This window comes from Bacillales bacterium (genome assembly GCA_035700025.1).
Classification (GTDB): Bacteria; Bacillota; Bacilli; order Bacillales; family DASSOY01; genus DASSOY01.
This window is the reverse complement of sequence record DASSOY010000012.1, coordinates 113,225-133,165: the sequence shown is the minus strand read 5'-3', so window position 1 is coordinate 133,165 and position 19,941 is coordinate 113,225. Positions and strand designations below refer to the sequence as shown.

General features: G+C 47.0%; 16 protein-coding genes. 14 read left to right on the top strand and 2 right to left on the bottom strand.

Annotated elements, in window-relative coordinates; all coding sequences use genetic code 11:
* The first annotated feature begins 80 nt into the window (after positions 1-80).
* From VFK44_02625 to VFK44_02610, 4 genes are read left to right on the top strand one after another with little or no spacing between them, the layout of a single operon-like run.
* Positions 81-1,313 (top strand): MFS transporter, encoded by a 1,233-nt coding sequence (locus VFK44_02625; GenBank protein ID HET7627260.1) that lies wholly within the window; start codon positions 81-83, stop codon positions 1,311-1,313.
* A gap of 35 nt (positions 1,314-1,348) precedes the next feature.
* Positions 1,349-4,360, top strand: coding sequence for a DEAD/DEAH box helicase (locus tag VFK44_02620; protein HET7627259.1), 3,012 nt, complete (start codon positions 1,349-1,351; stop codon positions 4,358-4,360).
* Entirely contained in the window at positions 4,360-4,854 is a 495-nt protein-coding gene (locus VFK44_02615) for a hypothetical protein (GenBank protein ID HET7627258.1), read from the top strand. The genes VFK44_02620 and VFK44_02615 overlap by 1 nt, the downstream gene beginning before the upstream one ends.
* Positions 4,855-4,912: 58 nt before the next feature.
* Positions 4,913-5,080: a hypothetical protein gene (locus tag VFK44_02610; GenBank protein HET7627257.1), complete on the top strand. Its 168-nt coding sequence runs from the start codon at positions 4,913-4,915 to the stop codon at positions 5,078-5,080.
* 32 nt (positions 5,081-5,112) lie between these two features.
* Here VFK44_02610 and hpaB read toward each other — a convergent pair whose 3' ends face one another.
* Positions 5,113-6,555 carry a 4-hydroxyphenylacetate 3-monooxygenase, oxygenase component gene (gene hpaB, locus VFK44_02605; GenBank protein ID HET7627256.1) on the bottom strand — a complete coding sequence of 481 codons (1,443 nt, stop codon included), beginning with the start codon at positions 6,553-6,555 and terminating at the stop codon, positions 5,113-5,115.
* 253 nt (positions 6,556-6,808) lie between these two features.
* On the opposite strand from hpaB, the gene VFK44_02600 reads away from it, so the two are divergent.
* A complete protein-coding gene (locus VFK44_02600) occupies positions 6,809-8,224 on the top strand; it encodes a DEAD/DEAH box helicase (protein HET7627255.1) in 1,416 nt (471 codons plus the stop codon).
* A 395-nt stretch (positions 8,225-8,619) separates the two neighbouring features.
* Positions 8,620-8,886, top strand: coding sequence for a DNA alkylation repair protein (locus VFK44_02595; protein ID HET7627254.1), 267 nt, complete (start codon positions 8,620-8,622; stop codon positions 8,884-8,886).
* A 126-nt stretch (positions 8,887-9,012) separates the two neighbouring features.
* On the opposite strand, the gene VFK44_02590 is transcribed toward VFK44_02595, so the two are convergent.
* Positions 9,013-9,990: an NlpC/P60 family protein gene (locus tag VFK44_02590; GenBank protein ID HET7627253.1), complete on the bottom strand. Its 978-nt coding sequence runs from the start codon at positions 9,988-9,990 to the stop codon at positions 9,013-9,015.
* 176 nt (positions 9,991-10,166) lie between these two features.
* Between VFK44_02590 and VFK44_02585 the strand changes: the two genes are divergently transcribed.
* The 8 genes from VFK44_02585 to VFK44_02550 all read left to right on the top strand — a co-directional run bounded on the left by VFK44_02585 (position 10,167) and on the right by VFK44_02550 (position 19,889).
* Positions 10,167-10,472: a hypothetical protein gene (locus VFK44_02585; GenBank protein HET7627252.1), complete on the top strand. Its 306-nt coding sequence runs from the start codon at positions 10,167-10,169 to the stop codon at positions 10,470-10,472.
* A gap of 24 nt (positions 10,473-10,496) precedes the next feature.
* Positions 10,497-11,291, top strand: a complete 795-nt coding sequence (locus tag VFK44_02580; protein HET7627251.1) for a GNAT family N-acetyltransferase — start codon at positions 10,497-10,499, stop codon at positions 11,289-11,291.
* Positions 11,288-12,427 (top strand): virulence factor, encoded by a 1,140-nt coding sequence (locus VFK44_02575; protein HET7627250.1) that lies wholly within the window; start codon positions 11,288-11,290, stop codon positions 12,425-12,427. Before VFK44_02580 ends, VFK44_02575 begins: the two co-directional genes overlap by 4 nt.
* An 18-nt stretch (positions 12,428-12,445) precedes the next feature.
* Positions 12,446-12,880, top strand: a complete 435-nt coding sequence (locus VFK44_02570; GenBank protein ID HET7627249.1) for a BrxA/BrxB family bacilliredoxin — start codon at positions 12,446-12,448, stop codon at positions 12,878-12,880.
* Positions 12,881-13,004: 124 nt separating this feature from the next.
* Complete coding sequence (ilvD, locus tag VFK44_02565) at positions 13,005-14,687, top strand: dihydroxy-acid dehydratase (protein HET7627248.1); 1,683 nt, start codon at positions 13,005-13,007, stop codon at positions 14,685-14,687.
* Between the two features lie 275 nt (positions 14,688-14,962).
* On the top strand, positions 14,963-18,049 hold the full coding sequence (locus tag VFK44_02560) for a GNAT family N-acetyltransferase (protein ID HET7627247.1): 3,087 nt from the start codon (positions 14,963-14,965) through the stop codon (positions 18,047-18,049).
* Positions 18,050-18,114: 65 nt separating this feature from the next.
* On the top strand, positions 18,115-19,464 hold the full coding sequence (gene aroA / locus VFK44_02555; protein ID HET7627246.1) for a 3-phosphoshikimate 1-carboxyvinyltransferase: 1,350 nt from the start codon (positions 18,115-18,117) through the stop codon (positions 19,462-19,464).
* 17 nt (positions 19,465-19,481) lie between these two features.
* A complete protein-coding gene (locus tag VFK44_02550) occupies positions 19,482-19,889 on the top strand; it encodes an NUDIX domain-containing protein (protein HET7627245.1) in 408 nt (135 codons plus the stop codon).
* Positions 19,890-19,941 lie beyond the last annotated feature (52 nt).

Sequence of the window (19,941 nt, the reverse complement as noted above, 5' to 3'; positions counted from 1 at the left end):
GTTTTGAGGCTTGCTGAATAATTGTCTCTCCTCGTTTGAATACTAATTGGGATGGATTCAGATGAGAGGAAGAGGCAGGGATGAAAGACAAGAAAACATTGGACCTCATGTCGATCGCGACGATTCCCGTCGTGATGACGCTCGGAAATTCGATGCTTATTCCCGTATTGCCGACGATGGAAAAGAAGCTGCACATTTCGTCGTTTCAGTCGAGTTTGATCATTACCGTTTATTCTTTGATTGCAATCTTACTCATTCCGATCGCCGGTTATTTGTCGGACAGGATCGGACGAAAAAAGGTAATCGTTCCGAGCTTGATTTTGACTGGAGCGGGCGGTTTGCTGTGCGGGCTGGCGTCGTGGCTGACAGTGCATCCGTTTGGGTTAATTCTCGCTGGCCGCTTCGTGCAAGGAATCGGAGCTGCCGGGGCATTTCCCGTCGTCATGCCGCTCATCGGGGATATGTTTCATAATAAGCGGAAAGTGAGCAGCGGGCTGGGATTGATTGAGACGTCAAATACAGCCGGCAAAGTATTAAGTCCGGTTGTTGGTGCTTTGCTGGCATCGGTCATCTGGTATTTGCCTTTTTTGGCGATTCCGGTTTTTTGTCTCGTTTCGCTTGTACTCGTATTATTCCTTGTTAAAACGCCGAAGGAACAAGAGGACCCGGAGTCTTTTCATCAATTTATCACATCGGTGAAAAAGATTTTTGCCCTCGACGGAAAATGGCTGTATGCGGTTTTTTTCATTGGTTGCATTGCGATGTTCGTCTTGTTCGGCGTCTTGTTTTTTCTTTCAACCATCCTGGAAGACCGTTATCAAACCGACGGCCTCATGAAAGGCTTAATTTTAGCGGGTCCCTTGCTTGCGCTGTCGACAACGTCTTTCATAACGGGAAGGAAAATCGGAAACAACAAAGGCTTGATGAAAGTTCTTACGTTGGTTGGCGGCATCCTGCTGTCGGCGGCGATTTTCACCGGAAGCTTCTACGAAAACGTTGTTCTTTTTTTGTCGTTTTTCGTAATCGGAGGAATTGGCATCGGCTTAATGCTTCCTTGTTTGGACGCGTTCATCACTGAAGGGATCAAGGAAAAGCAACGCGGAACGGTCAGTTCCATTTACAGCAGCATGCGGTTCATCGGTGTTGCGGTTGGCCCGCCGGTATTTGCATTATTAATGCGTTATTCACACCGGACATTATATTTGACCCTTACCATCGTATGCTTATTGGCCGTTGTTTTGACGATCTTCTTGATTCGTCCATCCGAAAAACACGAAAAACATCGAAATAAAAAACCGATTCATAACAAGTGATCAAGTACGGTTTCTTTAGACAGGACGGGTTTACGATGGCAGTAGCTTTCATGGAAATGACATACATTCCGACCTTGAACGAAGACAGCTTGTTCGTCTGGTTAACTGATGAACCAGGAGCGTTCACAAGTGTCGATACGATCAATCGATTAACAAGGGCGAAAAACAGGCAAAAATTTTTCAGATTCAACCTTCGTGCTGAACGAGTGGAATTTGAAGAAGAAAACGGAAGTCGGAAAACGGTGACCGGTTGTTTACTTCCGCTTGCGGAAATGTTTCGCTTTTTGACGAGCGAAGTCGCATTGGACGAACAAATTCGCCCCGGCGCTACGTTCTCCTTTTGGATGCGTATGGCAGGTTCACTGTCCGTTTTGCTCGAAGAAGGTCATTATTATCCGACACTGTTGAAGGTAAGGAAGGGCGACAAGCATTTTGCTTTTTCCCATTGGATGCTTAGCCGTCAAGCGTTATCCGCTGACGGTCTGTTTAACGAATGGATTCGAATGATTCCGGTTGAAGCGCTTTCTGCGTTTGAATTGGCATCGATCGGCGTCAGGCAATGGTTAAGCTTGCTGCTTGACATATGGACGGACAGAATCGTTCGCCATACGTTGTCAACATCGCTTCCGTGGCGCAAACACAACGGATCCGTCTCCAGCGTAGCGGCGAAGTGGGTGAATGATCTTAAACAACCGCGCAATGTTAGTTTTCTTTCAACTTCGGATTTTGAGAAAGCAAGAGAAATCGAGTCGCTTGTGTCAGATTGCCGCAGCTGGCATCAGGCAATGATTGGAACGTTGCGGCCGAATCCGGTCGATACGCTTCGGTCTTTTCTTTACAAAAGCATCGGACTCGACCAGGAACCGATTTCCGTTGTTTTACATCCAATGCCAGACGATGAAACGAATGCGTTCCTTGCTGAGGAAACTTGGTCGATTCGAATGAGGATTGCCGTACGAAGACAAACAGGGGTGGAATGGCTGAACGGGGAAGACGCCTGCAGACGCCATTTGACGATCCGACAATGGCTCCAAGAATTGTTCGGCAAGTTGGCTAAAGATGAGCCTCTTTTCCGTAAATGGAGAAGTCAATTGTATGACGATGAGTACGTTTTTCGCTCTATGACAAAAGAATGGACTCCCGTATATTCACGTATGAAAAGCGACAAGGTGCGTTTCGAGCTGCCTGCCGGCTTGAGCGTTCGAAATCATGCAAATGAAAAGCCTGAAGTCGTTTTGCAAGCCGAAACAAAGGATGCTGCAGACGAACATCGTTTTTCGCTCGAAACTTTGGTTAATTTTGATTGGCAAGTATCGGTTGGTGATTTATCACTATCGATGAAGGAGTTTGAATCTTTGATTGAATCGCAACAACGATTTATGCGGCATCGCGGCAACTGGATTGAACTACCATTTGAAAAATTGCGCGCCGCTTACGAGGAATGGAGCCGGGTCGATCAGCTGTTGGGAAGAAAAGGAACGTTGTCTGACCTGTTACGAATGAAAATCGCGGATGAAACGGATGATCACGCTTATCTTTCTATTCGTACTGGAAAAGGGGCGGATGATTATTTACAACGGTTGCTGCGGCCGGATGTCCGAAATGTCGGCCCTGTTCCGGAAGGTTTTCGCGGATCGTTAAGACCTTATCAAGAGCAAGGGTTCCGCTGGCTCGCCGAGAGAAATCATAAAGGGGTCGGGGTTTGTTTGGCCGATGACATGGGGCTGGGAAAAACAATCCAAACGATTGCTTTCTTGCTGGCAACACGTGATGATAAGATGAGCGTTCCGTCATTGATCATTTGTCCGACGTCGCTTATTGAGAATTGGCGCCGGGAATTGAACCGATTCGCCCCGAACCTTACGGTCTATTTACACCACGGCAGCAAGCGTTTGAAAGATCATGAATTCAGAAGAAAAAAACGGTCGTTCGAAGTGATGATCACAAGCTATAACTTGGCCGCGCGAGACACGCATTTTCTTCACAAATACGAATGGCCGCATATAATCTTAGACGAAGCGCAGGCGATCAAAAATCCGGCAACGAAACAAAGCCGTGCGATACGGACGTTGAGAGCCGACCACCGCGTAGCATTAACCGGTACGCCAATGGAAAATCGTCTCGAAGAACTGTGGTCGATCATGGATTTTTTAAATCCCGGCTATTTGGGTTCGCTTCGAGCCTTTCGGCAACAATTTGTCAATCCGCGTATGCAAAAGGAAAACACCAATAAAATTCGTCAATTGGTGCAGCCGTTCATGCTTAGGCGGGAAAAAAGCGACCGTTCCGTCATCCGCGACTTGCCGGACAAAATCGAACATAAACAATATTGTTATTTGTCCGAGGAACAAGCATCGCTTTATCAATCGATCGTCAACGATTTGACGGAAAAAATGCAAAACGCCCGCGGCATCGAAAGAAAAGGATTGATTTTAGCTTCCTTGACAAGGTTGAAGCAACTGTGCGATCATCCGCAGTTAATTTTACGAAATCAAGCTTTCGTCAAACAATCTGGCAAGCTGACGGAATGTTTCCGGCTGCTCGATCGCTTATTCGCCGATCAGCGTAGTCCGTTAATTTTTACACAATACGTCAAAATGGGTCGTTTGTTGCAAGAAAAGATCAAAGATACGTACAGCGACCGAAAAGTGTATTTCATGCATGGCGGATTGTCTTCCGACAAGAGGGAAGCGCTTCTTGACAACTATCGAAACGAGGCAGAAAACGCCGTCTTTATATTGTCTCTTCGCACAGGAGGGGTTGGGCTCAACTTGACGGAAGCGAGCGATGTCATTCATTTCGACCGTTGGTGGAATCCAGCGGTAGAAAACCAAGCGACGGACCGGGCGCACCGGATCGGCCAACGCCGCAATGTTCATGTGCATAAATTGATCAGTATCGGAACGTTGGAAGAAAAAATTGACGAAATGATCGAACGGAAACAAGCATTGACCGACCAAGTGATCGGGGCGGGTGAAAGTTGGATTACCGAAATGGATGATGAGGAAGTCATGAACTTGATCCAGTTGAGAAAACAGGTGATTTAATGAGCAATTGGTTGGACGACTTTTGCCAAATTATTGATTATGATCGAATGAAACGGGGCAAACGATTGTACGAAAGCAATCATGTGCAGCATTTTACGATGAACAGTGATCGGACAGGGTTTTCTGCGGCCGTACGGGGATCCGGAGATCGCATTTATCATGTGCAAGCAACGTTTCCGCAAATCGACGGCGAGATGCCCGATATTGAACAATTAAGGGTTCAATGTGATTGTCCCGATTGGGTGGAATTTTGCAAACACTCGATATGCGCGATTCACTTTTTCTCTGAATACGGGCATGCTCCCGTTTCGTCGCCGAACAAGAACTTTCCCGAGGTAGAACAGGCAAAACATCGTATACAATGGGCGATGCGGCAACCGATGGTTTCGCTTCCCGAGCTTGGTGCTCCTCCTTTTTTGAATGAACGAAAATCCTTTGACGAAATGCATCGCGTGCTGCTCCGGCATTTAAGAACATCTCGCTCCGACCACTGAATAAGCGGTGAACGCAGTGGGAATAATAAAGCTGCCCCGGAATGAGGAGGTTCTACAAGTGAGGAAAAGTCGAGAACAGGCAGATCAGCCGACGACGGAAAAAGTGGCTCCGGGAATAAAAGTCTCTTCGCAAGTCGGGAGCGAAATCGCTAACGACAGGAAGGCAACGAAAGAGGAACGAAAAAAGGGAGAATACACGAAGGTCGTAAATCTATCCAACGATTGAGCGCACAATGTCGGCTGCTTGCCGACATTGTGCTAATGGGTGTTCAGAAATTTTAACACGTGATCCGTCAACGTTTTCCGATCATATTCATTGTATAACCTTCCTGCTAAACGCACGGGATCGCCGAAAAAGTATTTCTCGTATTGGGTTTGTCTCGTTCCGAACGAAGACATGCACGCATCCCAGGCGAGACGAAACGTTTTCACGCGATCGACGGCCGTTGCGTTGGCCGCTTGCATGTATTGTTCGAGATCATTGCGCCGATCCGATTGAAAGTCAGCTTCGGTCGGCAGCATGATTAAACCGCTGGCGCCGATGGTTTGCAAAATTTCACTGATGCGCGGATAGATGCGCGGATAATAATTCATTAACGCCAACAATGGGCGTTTGTCTGGGGTGACGACGCCCCATTCATTTGGCCGTGCGTTTGTTTCCTCAGCCAACAGCAAACCCTTCATCGCTTCAAGGGCGACGATCACTTCGGCCGTTTTTTCCTGAATGTGCCCAAATTCAGAAACATTGATTGTGTCGATCACCATTTGAAGAAGTCCGAGCAAGAATTCCGTTTTGGCGATTTGCCTGTACGCGGCTTGATGAGCGGCATGCTCCGTGAAAGAAGTGTCTGAAAACACACGGTTGGCCAGGTAGGCTTCCCCGGCAATGAAGACACGTTCCCAAGGCACTTTCACTTGATCGAAAACAACGAGCGTGTCGATTTCATCAAATTTTGCAGAAAGCGGTCGGTCAAACGAAGAACGATCCCCTTCATAACTTTCTCGACATATAAAACGGAGTCCGGGTGTGGCGGTCGGGATGGCAAACGCCATCGCATGGGGGTTGCCGGTCAACGGTTGGACCATCGTTCCGGATGGAAAGACGAGAATTTCGTCGGATGTCGCCCCTTGTGTTGCGAGCAGCCGCGCACCATGCACGACGATTCCGTTTTCATCTTGATCGACGATTTGTGCCGTTATTGGTTGTTCGTTCGTTTCTTCCGAATACGTCGAAGATCGATCAACTTGAGGCTTAATGAACGTGTGGGTTAACGTTATGTCGTTCTCCCGGCAAAATTGATAATATTGTTTTACATGGTCGGCTTTGTCGCCGAACAGTTCGGCAGCGGAGCCGAACGTCATGATCGCCGTGTTCATGTAGTCGGGTGACCGACCGAGCATACCTCCGGTTTCGTCCGCCCATCGTTTGAACGTTTCACCGCGCTGCAGCAAATCTTCTTTCGTTCGCGGAATTTTGTAAGAAACCCCGACTGGATCTCCGCTCAACGGTGATTCGTAAGTGAGTGTTTGTTGATGGTCGTCGTCATATTGCATGTCGTACAAGTGCGCTTGCGTTTCCATCATGTTTTTGAATGCCGGATGCTTGGAAAATTTGTTTTTGACTTGTTGTCCGTCAATCCAAACGTTGGCGGCTGCCTCGTCAATTCGTTCGACATATTCACGTCCCGTTTTCGCAGGCATACAATCACCTCATTTCGTTACAGTTTATGTACAATCTGCCTTTTTGTAACTTCAAACGCCTACAACCCCTTGATGCACCTATCGTTTCAGGCGGTTCTGTTGCAATTGACTCGTTCACGTGTTATCGTTAAATTCGGTTCGCGATGAAAGTTTTTGGGAGAAAGCATTTTCCGAATCGGGAAATGCTGTTTTTATTGAAAAGGAGTAAAGATCATTGACAACAACATTTTTAGATTTAGATCTCAGCAGTTCCATGAACCAAGCCATTGATCGAATGGGATTTCAACAAACGACGCCGATTCAGGCGCGGACGATTCCGATGGCGATCAAAGGGAAAGATTTGATCGGGCAAGCGCAAACCGGAACCGGAAAAACCGCGGCTTTCGGCATTCCGATGATTGAAAACGCTGAATTGGAAGATCGAAGCATACAAGGTCTCGTTATCACGCCGACACGCGAATTGGCAATGCAAGTGGCTGAAGAACTGAATGCCCTCGGAAGATTCAAGAAGGTCCGTTCGTTGGCCGTATACGGCGGCCAAGAGATCGGAAAACAGATTCGGTCCTTAAAGCAAAAGCCGAGCATCATTGTCGGAACGCCTGGACGGCTGCTCGATCATATCCGCAGAAAAACGATTCGTCTCGCCGATATCAAAACGATCGTTCTTGACGAAGCGGATGAAATGCTGAACATGGGTTTCATTGAAGACATCGAGAAGATTTTGGAAAGTGTCCCGGACGAACGGCAAACGTTGTTGTTCTCCGCGACAATGCCGGCGCCGATTCAAAAGCTGGCTTACAAGTTCATGAAAGATCCGGAAACCGTTCGGATTCAGGCGAAAGGGATGACGGTCTCCAACATTAAGCAAGATTACGTCGAAGTGGATGAGCGAGAGAAATTCGATGTTTTATGCCGGCTGCTCGATATGGAATCTCCGGAGTTGGCGATCGTGTTCGGAAGAACAAAACGAAGAGTCGACGAATTGGCGAACGCCTTGATCAAGCGAGGGTATTCGGCTGAAGGCTTGCACGGTGATTTAAGCCAACAAAAACGCGACCGTGTTATGGGCAAATTTAAAGATGCCCGCATTGATGTGCTGATCGCGACTGATGTTGCCGCTAGAGGGCTGGATATCAGCGGAGTGACGCACGTATACAATTTCGACATTCCGCAAGATCCGGAAAGCTATGTTCACCGAATCGGCCGGACTGGAAGGGCCGGAAAAGGCGGGGTAGCGACGACGTTTGTAACGCCGTGGGAAAAAGAACATTTGCGGAAAATCGAAGCGATTACGAAGAAAAAAATGACGCCTAAACCGCGGCCGACGTATTCGGAAGCGTTGGTCGGCCAACAGCAAGCGGCCATGGAGAAACTCGTGGCGGCACTCGGCCAAAAGAACATCGACGATTACCGGCAAACGGCGCAGCAATTGCTCGAACGAAGCGATGCGGAATCACTGCTCGCGGCTGCCTTGAAAATCATGACAAAAGAGCCGGATACGACTCCGGTCCGATTAACGCCGGAATCGCCGCTGCGGGCGAAGAAATCAAAAAACCGCCACGGCAATAAAAGGAATAATTATCGCGCAACCGGGGGCTTCTACCGAAAAGGGCGGAAACCGCAAGGGAATAACGGTAATCGAAATCGCAAACCACGAAACTACAAATAAGCTTGAAAACCATGACTGAACGGTCGTGGTTTTTTTTGTGCGCGAATAATGGTTGAAAATTTTGAGAAATCGCATTATAATAGTAAAAAGGCAGAAAGGGGCAATTACAATGGGAAAACGCATGTCGTATAACGAAAACATGAAGAATTCCGCCGAGAGAAAACAGAATATACAAAAAGTTTCGATCGCCGATGTTTATTCCCAAATGGTACTTGACGAGTCCTGGTTCCTCCTTAGAAAAGAACAACTAGAGAAAGAGATCGATCGCACCCTGTCCGAAAGAAACCGAGAATCGTTTATGAAATTGTCCCTTGAGTATAAGGAATTAATGCGTTCCTGGTAGCCTGTGATAACAAATCTTGCATTGGGAACCCTACTTCTCAGGAGGTGTTTCTATGCAAGGACCGTATTTATGTCCGTCCTGCGGATCCAACCGGGCTTTGTACAATCACATTCAGCAAGTGGCCGTATCCATGAAGCTCGATCCGGAAACGGGCGAAACAATTGAGGAATACGAAAACCGTTCTGACATGTTGCCTTACCATTTTCCGTATCAAGGTCCGGAGTTTTTGATCCAATGCGGCGTTTGCGGATTGATCGCAGAGGAGCAACGGTTTTTGAAAAATGCGCGACGCCATCCGAGATCACAGAAAAGTTTATAAAAAGAAAAACATGCCGCCGATGACATCGGCGGATTTTCTATTGCCCATCCGCGAGTGGAATTCTCCTGCATCGGGCTTTTTGGCAAGGCAAGAAAGTGCGATCCTCTTCGAGGACGCTGAAACGGATCATTGAAAAACGCTTTTCGCTCCGAGATAACGGCTGCTCCAATAGGCTTGTGACATGTTTGTGATTTCTACGCCGTGTGAAGAACTCGCATGAATGAACGATGCACCGCCGATGTAAATGCCGACATGGGAAGGTCCGGATTGGTACGTTTCATAAAACACGAGGTCCCCGGGTGCGAGCGAATCCACTGCGCTTCCTGCGGCCCATAGCCTTGCCGTCGTCCGCGGCAAATCATACCCAAAATGGGCAAATACGTATTGCACATAGCCGCTGCAATCGAATCCGCCGGGACTCGTTCCTCCCCATGCATAAGGGCTTCCGAGGAAATTTTTCGCATAATCGACTAGAGCGGATAAACTCGAGGATTCGGCATGTTTGTTTTCATCTGTTTGTTTAACCGTTTGCGTTTTCGATTTATTATCGCCGGAAACCGATGCCGCCGTTTCGTGCTGAACCCCAACAGCCGCTGATTGCGCATCGTCGCTCAACAATGCGGTCCGTGTTTTACCACCAATGATGCCGTCGACTGACAGGCCATTGACAGCTTGAAATCTTTTCACTGCTTCTTTCGTCCGGCTCCCGTAAATGCCATCGACTTGGAACGGATAATAATTTAAGGCTTTTAATCGTTCCTGCATACTTGATACTATGCTGCCGCGGTCACCGAGCGAAAGTTTTCCATCGTCGAGCGGCGAACGCCGTGCGCTCACCGCCGAGTTGTCATCCTCGATTTCTTTTTTAACCTGCGTATCGTTTTGCGACCGCACCATCATGGCAGAAACCATTGCCGATTGCTCAGAAAGGGCACGAATACGGGCGCTCATTAACTTCGGCATGATTTCGGAGCTGACAAGCTTATTGTAAATCGGCGCGGCATATGCTGCTTTTGCGGATTTATCGGAAAGGATAGTTAATAGCAGTAAAATAACGGCCAAAGAGAGTATTCCTTTCATGCTGACGCGATTCATGGATTGCATTACGAATCCCTCCTAAATGAGCTTTCAGTTGATAGCTATTTTCTAGATCATGACAAAATGATGTACGGGAGATTACAGTTCCGTTAAATGGCCGAGCCGGGCAAGTCTACGCTGCTGCGAAACGGCGCATTTGGGAGCAGGCGAAAGAAATGGTAAACTAACATCGAGGTGGCGCTATGAAGTTAAAACGTTTTGGGGACTTAATTACCGATGAATACGGCAATTATTATCATGTCGTGGCGATTGACGGGCATCAAATCACTTTGGCTAATGCGTTTATGGAGCTTTGTTATCGACGCAAGCTCGATGATCTATATATAGAGGAACATAAAGGGGAATACGTCGGCACGCATGCGATGAACATTATAAAAAGTGTCATAGAACGTGCTGAGCGTAAAAAAACGACTTTAAAGATCGTTCCGCTCGACGAAGTGAAAAAACATTATGAGGTGCAAATGGAGCCGTTGTTTGAACGAGATTAATGGTTTTTCTAAGGACTGATCGTGTTGGATAAAATATTAAAAATGATTGAGGCACAGCATTGGGATTATGAACCGAGCCGGATACCCGCACACATTGCATTCGTTCATGAAGACGGATTGATCATGATAAAAAATCCCGAGTCACGCAGCATCCATTCCAATCGCGTTGTTCATACGAATTTTTCTAAAGGAGATTTTGAAAGCCGTTATCAAGAAGTTGTCGATTTTTTTGACAGATTACCGTTTGGTTGGTGGGCGGGTCCGCGTGATCGCCCAATTGATTTGGCTTCGCGTCTAAAGGAGAAAGAGTTTCGTGTGATCGATGAGTATGTTGGTCTGGCATATGATCTTCGCACTATTGACGAGAGGGATGAAGGCGGGAGTTGCGCTGAAATTGTTGACGTTTCAACGGATGAAGAACTCCGTGATCTCGTTGAGGTTGGTACTGCTGTTTGGGGATACGATGAAGAGACAACAGCGGCTGTTGCGAGAGATAAAAAAGCCATTTTGCAATTGCCAGAGCGTCGCGGCGGTTTTACGCTTGCAAGCGTCGAAGGCAAACCGGTTGGTTTTGCAAATTATCGCTTCAGCGGTGACGGCGAAGCGATTTATTTGAACGGATCCGGCGTTTTACAAACGTACAGAAGACAAGGGATTTATCGGAAGCTTGTCGAATCTCGTTTGCTGTTGGCAAAAGCAAAAGGATGCCGATTCGCTGTTACCCAAGCGAGAGTTGGTATGTCGGACACTGTTCTCAAAGCGATAGGCTTTCGCGAATACGGAACTTATCAATTGTTAACGAGGGAGGAATGTTCATGAAAATCATCTCGATTGAACCGACACCGAGTCCGAACTCGATGAAGCTGATTCTCAATGAAACTCTGCCTGATCGCGAGACACGGAATTTCAATGAGAATAACGCTGCTGACGCACCTGAATATGCGAAACAATTGCTGGCCATCAACGGCGTAAAAGGCTTATATCATGTCGCGGATTTCATAGCACTGGAGCGAAACGGCAAAGTGGATTGGCCGGAAATATTACCGAAGGTGAGACAATTGTTCTCCGACGACAGCTCTGGGAATGAAGCACCGTCGCAAGCAAACCATGATGAACGTGTTCCTACGAAAGCATTTGGTGCTGTTAACGTATGGATACAAATGTTTCGCGGCATTCCGATGCAAATTAAGCTTTCTGACGGCGATGAGGAAAAAAGAGTCGCTCTGCCTGAACGTTTTTCAGAAGCTGTCATGAAAGTAAGCGAAGTGACTGACAGCTTTATTTTCGAGCGGCAGTGGGTTGAGCAAGGTGCTCGCTACGGGCAAATGGATGAAATTGGTGAAGCGGTGCGAGAAGAAATCGATGCCGCCTACGATAAAGTGCGTTTAGCTGAATTAGTGAAGCGAGCGTTAGCGGGCGAGCATGAAATGAAACCGGAAAAGACGAACCGGTTTGAACGGTTAAGCGTCGAACTGCTTGACGACCCGAATTGGAAAAATCGTTACGCGGCTTTGGAACGCATCGATCCTGAAGCGGAAGATTTGCCGGCATTGAAAAAAGCGTTGAAAGATGAAAAAATGTCGATTCGCCGTTTGGCTGTCGTATACCTAGGCATGATCGGAAGCGAGGCACTGCCGTTGTTGTATGATGCAATGAAAGATCGTTCGGTCACGGTTCGCAGAACCGCTGGCGATTGTTTATCCGATATTGGTGATCCTGATGCCATCGGCGTCATGTGTGAGGCATTGAAGGATTCAAGCCGTATCGTGCGCTGGCGCGCAGCCATGTTTTTGTACGAAGTCGGAGACGAGTCGGCGTTGCCGGCGCTGAAGACGGCGGCAGATGATCCGCAGTTTGAAGTGCAAATGCAAGTGCGGATGGCCATTGAACGGATCGAAAAAGGAAAACAAGCGATGGGCTCGGTTTGGAAACAAATGACCGATAATCTGAAATAATCGTGGAGGGAACGAACGATGGTAAATGCTTATGAGGAATACATGAAAGCTGTTGTAACACCGATGAGAAAAGAATTGACCGACGCCGGGTTTGAAGAATTGCTGACGCCGGAAGACGTTGACCGCTTTATGGAAAACGCTGGAGGCACAACGCTTGTTTTCGTCAATTCTGTATGTGGTTGTGCCGCGGGACTGGCACGTCCAGCCGCAAGAGAATCGTTGAATCATGAAGTGAAGCCGGATCGGCTCGTCACGGTTTTTGCCGGACAAGATAAGGAAGCGACTGAGCAAATGCGATCGTATTTTACCGGTTACGAACCTTCTTCGCCATCGATGGCTTTGTTAAAGGGAAAAGAAGTCGTACATTTTATCCCGCGTGAGGAAATTGAATATCATGAGCCTGAAGAAGTTGTAGCGAACCTCGTAAACGCATACGATCAATATTGCCGCTAACCGTTCTGTCCCGAATGTTTTCGGGACTTTTTTTTATTTAGGGCCGGGTCATTGTTGAAACGAGAATTGTATGTTATCTTAATTTTATTATTCTTAAAATTAATGCAATATGTAGGAGGCAAAAATGGAGAGAGAGAAAAAGGATTTGCGCATCAAGAGTAAAGTGATCAGTGAAGGGGAAAATCGTGCCCCGAACCGTGCTTACTTGAGAGCGTTAGGATTTTCGGATGACGATTTCAAGAAACCAATGGTAGGCATTGCGAGCACGTGGAGTGAGGTTACGCCTTGTAACGTACACATTGACGAATTGGCGAGACAAGCAAAAGCCGGCGCAAGAGAAGCCGGCGGTTCGCCGATGATTTTTAATACCATTACAGTATCTGACGGCATCTCCATGGGTACAGACGGGATGAGATATTCGCTTCCAAGTCGTGAAATCATCGCCGATTCCATTGAAACGGTTGTCGGCGGAGAGAGTCTCGATGGATTTGTCGCAATCGGCGGCTGTGATAAAAACATGCCTGCCTGCATGATGGCGATCGGCCGTTTGAATTTGCCGTCTGTTTTCGTTTACGGCGGTACGATTCAGCCGGGTAAACATAAAGGAAAAGATATTGATATCGTCTCCGCTTTTGAGGCTGTTGGTCAATATAACAATGGTTCCATTGATCAAGCGGAACTGCATCAAGTGGAATGTCATGCTTGCCCAGGTGCCGGTTCTTGCGGCGGCATGTTTACCGCAAATACGATGGCTTCGGCGATTGAGGCGATGGGTATGAGCTTGCCTGGCAGTTCTTCAAATCCTGCGGAATCTGCTGCTAAAGGTGAAGACTGCCATAAAGCCGGACAAGCCTTATTGCAATTGCTCGAAAACGATCTTCGTCCGAAGGATATTATGACGAAAAAAGCGTTTGAAAATGCGATAACGGTTGTGATGGCGCTCGGCGGATCGACGAATGCCGTGCTTCATTTGCCTGCCATCGCACATGCTGTCGGCGTAGATCTTGATTATGAAGATTTTGAGCGGATTCGTCAGCGTGTGCCTCACATTGCAGATCTTCGTCCAAGCGGACGGTATGTGATGCAAGACTTGAACAATGTCGGAGGCGTTCCTGGCGTGATGAAGCTTTTACTTGAAAAAGGCTTGCTGCATGGCGATTGCATCACGGTTACAGGTAAAACGATTGCCGAAAATCTTGAAGCATTCCCGGGGTTGCAAGAAGGACAAAAGGTGATACATTTCGATCAACCGAAACATCCGACAGGTCCGCTTGTCATTTTAAAAGGCAATCTGGCACCGGAAGGCGCCGTTGCGAAAATTTCCGGTTTGAAAGTGACGAAAATTACGGGTCCTGCACGTGTTTTTGACACGGAAGAGGAAGCGACTGAAGCGATCTTAAATAATCAGATCAAAGCTGGTGACGTGCTCGTCATTCGATATGTTGGTCCGAAAGGCGGACCGGGCATGCCAGAGATGCTGTCCGTTTCTTCAATTCTTGTCGGAAAAGGACTCGGTGAAACGGTAGGCTTATTAACAGACGGCCGATTTTCGGGAGGGACTCACGGGTTGGTCGTTGGACACGCCGCGCCGGAAGCACAAGTCGGCGGTCCGATGGCGTTCTTGCAGGAGGGCGACATGGTCACCATCGACAGTGAAAAGCATGAGCTGTCTTTTGATGTTAGTGATGAAGAATTGGAGCAGCGCAAGCAAGGATGGCAGGCACCGCCTGTTAAAGCATCGAGAGGTGTGCTTGCAAAATATGCGAAACTCGTTTCAACGGCATCTAAAGGGGCAGTGACCGATTAAAAATGGATGATTTGGATCCCCTTTACAATATTTCGAAAATGCTGTACAATCAAAAATAGATCCAATGGAAAGAGGTGTGTATGATGATCGTACGTATGAAGGTTACTCAATCAAGTGCAATAAGATTTTTCATACACACACGCCAAGCTTTATAGGTTCTTTCTATTTTTCGCGAATTTCAATGCATGGTCATTTGAAATGAGAACCACAGGTGTGTACACCTGTGGTTCTTTTTGTCTTTTCGCGGAAACATTAATGAATTTGGGAGGTCAGACATGGCAGACATTCGCATTGTAGAATATGAGACGAAATGGGCGAAAGCCGTGGCCGATATGTGGAACAAAAGTCAGGATAACTGGGGCGGCGGGAGTGCCGTGAGAACGGAAGAGCAAGTACTGCAGCAAGAAGCGAACTCCAGCAACCTCCATTTATATTTGGCTGTTGACGGTGATGAAGTGGTCGGGTACTGCGGTTTAAGCGAGTATAAAGGCGACGAGGGTGCACTGTACATTCCCTTGTTGAACGTGAGAAGTGATTATCACGGAAAGAAAATCGGAAAAAAACTTGTGTTGAAAGCTGTTGAACGAACGATTCAATTAGGATGGCCGCGGTTGGATTTGTATACGTGGCCGGGGAATACGAAAGCTGTACCGCTTTATAAGAAATGCGGCTTTTTTTGGGAAGAAGACGACCGCTCAACACATCTCATGAACTACATACCGACGGTTCTCAACACCGAGCTCATTCAAGATTATTTCAACAAAGCCGATTGGTACAGCGATTCGACCCGGGAAATTGAAGTGAAGCCGGACGGCCGGAAAGAAAACGGCTTTGACTTTTTCGGGTATTCTTGGGAATCGAAAGATGGAGAAAAACTGCGGGTCGAATTCGAAAGAAAAAGCCGCGGCATGCGATTGATTGAGACGGAAGATTTCTTCATTTCAGCATCAACTGAGCATTTAAAAAGAATTATCGGCAAACGTCATACCGTCTTGTATGAGATCGTCAACAAAACAGGCAAACCGTTGGAAGTATCCTTGCAAGGTGTTGACGATAAAAATATTATGTTCCGTTCATTTGCAAAATCGCTGAATGTCGTTAATCGGGAAATCGTCAAAGGCGAATTCGAGGTTGGCCGGTTAGACGAGGAACAATCGCCGAAGAAAACCCATCCAGCAGTCGTGACCGACATCACGATAAACGGAAAACAAGCTCGCTTTAAGACCGCCGTTTTGTCGAAATTCCCTGCGAACACTGCCATCACGTTGCCTGGAACGCAAGCATTCATCGGGGTTGAAAAGTTATTTTATCTTGAGATGGAAAACAACATGAAAGAGCGGGCAACGTTTTCGTTTTCCTTGCCGGAGCAAGGCATGCTTCAGTTTGAAAAGCCCGTGGTTGAAGTCAGCTTGAACGAAGGCGAAAAGAAATCGATTCCGGTTCCTTACCGTCTCAAGCAGTTTGGTTTTTATGATCCACAGGTTGCGTTTCAGGTAACACCAGAAAACGGTGAGGGATGGACGTTTAAAAAGAAGATAACTGCGGCTTTTAAAGGTCTTGGTGCCAAATTCAGCGGCGAAAGTGAAGACTATTGGCAGATTTACAACGGATCTTATCATTTGCTGCTCGAGAAAAACGGAAATGGCATGCTCCCGGGGCAAAAGCATGAATCAGAGGATAAAACGGCTTGGTTTTTCCCGAAGCTTGGAAAACCTTTTTCTGATGAACTTTCGAGAGTTCGTCCGGAATCGGTAAACTTTCACGAAACGGATCAGGCGATCGTCATGGAAGCCTTCTATCGTTCAGAAGCTTTTAAAAATGTTGGACTAACGGTGGTTGCCAAACTTTTTGCTGAAGGTGTTGTTGAAAGAAATTTTACGATTACAAATTTATCCGAACATGATTCGGTTGAAGCGTTATGGCTGCATGATCCGATTTATTATGAATTGAAGCGGCCGGTGATGGCTTATAATCATGAAATTCTTACCGTGGAAGACCCGGCTGATTATTTCCATGAGTATTGGGATGGGTCGAAAGTGACGGGAAACTGGTTGTTTTCGAGACATAGTGAAGGAAAGGGTCACGGGCTCTCGTGGGCAAAGGAAGACAAAGTTCATTTTGAAGATTGGTATGTTTATTTTGAACATCCAATTAATACACTTGCTCCCGGTGAAAAATATGAAACACGTCCGACGTTGGTTTCTATCGGGGCTTTTCACGACTGGAGAGATTTTAAAGCTTTTGCAGAGCAATCAAGTTCCACAGTTGAACAAGATATAAACCCAACTTTGGATGTGAAGTTAACCGTTAACGATGATAATCCGGTCATCACGAGTGATTCGGCAGCCGTTGAATGGACCGATTTCAAATCGACGTTTCTAGATGGTGTCCTCACCATTTCGGAAAATGGAACGAAACTCGCTCAAAAAAACGTAAAGCCAGACGAGAAACAAAACGCTTTGGCGGTAAATGTTGAGCTATCAGATGATAGCGGCATCCATTTGATCAACGGAATTGGTGACTGGAAGACACGCAACCATGCGATTTCAACCGCCGTTTTGCGACCGTCGAATGAAAAAGTAGAAACAACGATCATCGAGCGTGAAGGAAAGCAAAGTTATGAAGCATCCAACGGCATTTTGACAATCAAAGCAGCGCCTGAATTTTTTCCGGTGATGTACGCACTTGAATATGAAGGTCATAATTGGCTGCATCACTCATTTCCGCAAGCAGTGCCGAAATCATGGTGGAATCCGTGGCCGGGCGGCATGCTGAATCGTCATGAAGATATGAATTTAAATTCAATTGATAAGGAAAAACATCATGCGGCGTTTTCAACCCTTCGTGATCATAAGGGGAATGAATGGTCCGGCATTGCCGTAACGACGGAAGTGACGAACCATGAAAAACTAAAAGGATTAAGCTATACGCAATATTACCTTATGATCCCGGGTGTTCCGGTCGTTTGTCATACGACGGAAATTCATCAACAGACGAATCGTTATTTAAAAGCAAACAACTGGATCTACGATCTTTGTATTGCATCGGATGTTGTGAAAATGCAAAATCAAGACGGCCATTGGATGCATTTGAAGTCGTTCCAAGGAGAATTTGAGTCGTTTGTGGAATCCGCTCTCGTTTACGAAAAGCGGAATCGGAGAGAAAAATTGCAAGTGGCTGCAGACTTTGATTTGTTTACATCGACGATTTACACGAACAAAGAAGTGAACGTAATGGATATGAGTCAAGTCATCGATGCTGAGGATGGAAAAAGCTTTTTCACAAAGCCTGTCTTTTTCCTGATGACAGAAGAGCAAATGCCGGCGCAATCGCTGAAATCGCTCGGAAATCTTAAATTTTGATCGATTCGTTCGCGAATTATGGTAACATGGAGAGAAAAATCAGATAAAGGAGTGGAGACGGCGACATGAAAGCCGATTTAAATGCTCGTTCTCCTTGGGCAGCACTAAATGACGTTCATCAAGTTGAAATTTCACCGGCTACTCAGCCGATTACAGGAGAAATTGCCGTGCCCGGCAGCAAAAGTTTTACAAATCGAGCGTTAATCTTAGCTGCGATGGCTGCAGGGGTGACGAAGCTTTCCGGATTACTCAAAAGTGATGATTCTTATTGGTGCATCGATGCGCTCAAGCGTATTGGGGTCGATGTAAAAATGAACGATGACGACACGGTCGAAATTGAAGGCAGCGGCGGGGATTGGCCGAATCAAACAGGGGATTTATACATCGGTGCATCCGGTACAGTCGGCCGTTTTTTACCTGGTGCCCTTGCCGCATCACCTGCTGGAAAGTGGAAACTCGAGGCGAGTGAGCGCATGAGCCAGCGTCCGGTAGAACCGTTAATTGAAGGTCTTTCGGCACTAGGCGCGAATGTCACTTACTTAGGTGAAAAAGGATTTTACCCTCTCGAGGTAGAAGGTACAGGACTTAACGGCGGAGAGGTTCGGATATCCGGAAAAGTCTCCAGTCAGTTCATCAGCGGGTTGTTAATGGCTGCTCCATATGCGCGTAAGCCCGTAACGATTCGAATCGTCGATCATATCGTTCAGCATGCTTACGTGAACATTACACTTGATTTGATGAAACAGTTTGGAATCCATGTCGAAGCGGACGATGACTTAACGAAAATGGTCGTACAGCCCGGTAAATATGTTGGTCGACCCTTACAATTAGAAGCTGATGCCTCGACTTCGTGTTACTTTCTCGCTGCTGCAGCAATTACTGGCGGTAAAATTCGCATTACGAATTTATCCGCTGGCACACGGCAACCGGATATTCTCTTGACTGATGTTTTAGAAGAAATGGGATGCCGTGTGACGAAAGGGAAAGATTATGTAGAACTCGAGGGACCAAATACAGCCGTGTTGAAAGGCAATAAAACGTTCAGCATGAAAGAAATGTCAGATCAAGCGTTAACCTTGGCTGCGGTATCGGTTTTTGCTGACGATCCCGTCACCATCACGGACGTTGAACATATTCGGCATCATGAATCGGATCGCATTCACGCCATCTGCGAATCGTTTGAAAGGTTAGGCATTCGGTGTGAAGAATTTCGTGACGGTTTGACCGTTTATCCCGGCGCGCCAAAAGCGGCGGAGTTACCTTCTTATGACGATCATCGCGTCGCGATGTCTTTGTCGCTGATCGGTTTACGTACCGAGGGCATCCGCATTGATGATCCCGGCTGTGTATCGAAAACGTGTCCAAATTACTTCCAACTGCTTGAAGAGCTTGGTGTGAACGTACACTTTTCGTAAAAGGGGCGCCTGATTAAATGAGAAACAGAGCAGCGGTCCTTATCATCGAATCCGGAAAAATCGCAGTAATCGAACGCATTCGAGAGGGCAAATGTTATTTTGTTTTTCCAGGCGGCGGCATCGAGCCGCATGAAACAGCAGAAACAGCGGCCGTTAGAGAGGCGAAAGAAGAGCTCGGCGTTGACGTGCAAATCATCGCAAAACCCGCAATCACGAAGCGAACGGATGGTTCTGTGGAGTTTTATTTTCCGGCAAAGATCCTTTCAGGCACCTTCGGCACGGGCAACGGTGTAGAATACGACGTCGGCAATGGTCGAGGTTCTTACCGACCGACATGGGTCGGCTTTCAGCAACTTTTGCTGCTTGACATTTTTCCTCGCGAAATCGCACAATCCGTGGTTTACAAAAAAATCGCTGATTCGTAAAGGTACGCACGCAAGCATGCGCTCATATCATGGTCAAATAGCCTGGGGAGGT

Coding starts and splice junctions, on each gene's coding strand:
- VFK44_02625 (HET7627260.1), top strand. CDS start 81: ATGAAAGACAAGAAAACATTGGACCTCATGTCGATCGCGACGATTCCC.
- VFK44_02620 (HET7627259.1), top strand. CDS start 1,349: ATGGCAGTAGCTTTCATGGAAATGACATACATTCCGACCTTGAACGAA.
- VFK44_02615 (HET7627258.1), top strand. CDS start 4,360: ATGAGCAATTGGTTGGACGACTTTTGCCAAATTATTGATTATGATCGA.
- hpaB (HET7627256.1), bottom strand. CDS start 6,555: ATGCCTGCGAAAACGGGACGTGAATATGTCGAACGAATTGACGAGGCA.
- VFK44_02600 (HET7627255.1), top strand. CDS start 6,809: ATGAACCAAGCCATTGATCGAATGGGATTTCAACAAACGACGCCGATT.
- VFK44_02595 (HET7627254.1), top strand. CDS start 8,620: ATGCAAGGACCGTATTTATGTCCGTCCTGCGGATCCAACCGGGCTTTG.
- VFK44_02590 (HET7627253.1), bottom strand. CDS start 9,990: ATGCAATCCATGAATCGCGTCAGCATGAAAGGAATACTCTCTTTGGCC.
- VFK44_02585 (HET7627252.1), top strand. CDS start 10,167: ATGAAGTTAAAACGTTTTGGGGACTTAATTACCGATGAATACGGCAAT.
- VFK44_02575 (HET7627250.1), top strand. CDS start 11,288: ATGAAAATCATCTCGATTGAACCGACACCGAGTCCGAACTCGATGAAG.
- VFK44_02570 (HET7627249.1), top strand. CDS start 12,446: ATGGTAAATGCTTATGAGGAATACATGAAAGCTGTTGTAACACCGATG.
- ilvD (HET7627248.1), top strand. CDS start 13,005: ATGGAGAGAGAGAAAAAGGATTTGCGCATCAAGAGTAAAGTGATCAGT.
- VFK44_02560 (HET7627247.1), top strand. CDS start 14,963: ATGGCAGACATTCGCATTGTAGAATATGAGACGAAATGGGCGAAAGCC.
- aroA (HET7627246.1), top strand. CDS start 18,115: ATGAAAGCCGATTTAAATGCTCGTTCTCCTTGGGCAGCACTAAATGAC.
- VFK44_02550 (HET7627245.1), top strand. CDS start 19,482: ATGAGAAACAGAGCAGCGGTCCTTATCATCGAATCCGGAAAAATCGCA.